This window comes from Lonsdalea iberica (genome assembly GCF_002111585.1).
Classification (GTDB): Bacteria; Pseudomonadota; Gammaproteobacteria; order Enterobacterales; family Enterobacteriaceae; genus Lonsdalea; species Lonsdalea iberica.
In genome coordinates, this window is record NZ_LUTP01000128.1 from 1 (window position 1) to 681 (window position 681).

General features: G+C 53.3%; 1 pseudogene. It reads left to right on the top strand.

The features are described 5' to 3' along the window. Positions 1 to 681 (top strand): annotated as a pseudogene (locus AU511_RS17045) (GTP-binding protein); the annotation flags it as partial.

Genomic DNA, 681 nt, shown 5'->3' on the forward strand with positions numbered 1-681 from the left:
ACGTAAAAAACATGATCACCGGTGCTGCCCAGATGGACGGCGCGATCCTGGTAGTTGCAGCGACTGACGGCCCGATGCCGCAGACTCGTGAGCACATCCTGCTGGGTCGTCAGGTAGGCGTTCCGTACATCATCGTGTTCCTGAACAAATGTGACATGTAGATGACGAAGAGCTGCTGGAACTGGTTGAAATGGAAGTTCGTGAGCTGCTGTCTCAGTACGACTTCCCGGGCGACGATACTCCGGTAATCCGTGGTTCTGCTCTGAAAGCGCTGGAAGGCGAAGCTGAGTGGGAAGCGAAGATTGTAGAACTGGCCGAAGCACTGGACAGCTACATCCCGGAACCAGAGCGCGCCATCGACAAGCCGTTCCTGCTGCCGATTGAAGACGTATTCTCTATCTCTGGCCGTGGTACTGTAGTAACCGGTCGTGTAGAGCGCGGCATCATCAAAGTGGGTGAAGAAGTTGAAATCGTGGGTATCAAAGACACGACTAAAACGACTTGTACCGGTGTTGAAATGTTCCGCAAACTGCTGGACGAAGGCCGTGCGGGTGAGAACGTTGGTGTTCTGCTGCGTGGTACTAAGCGTGACGACGTTGAACGTGGTCAGGTACTGGCTAAACCGGGTTCAATCAAGCCGCACACCCAGTTCGAATCAGAAGTTTATATTCTGAGCAAAGA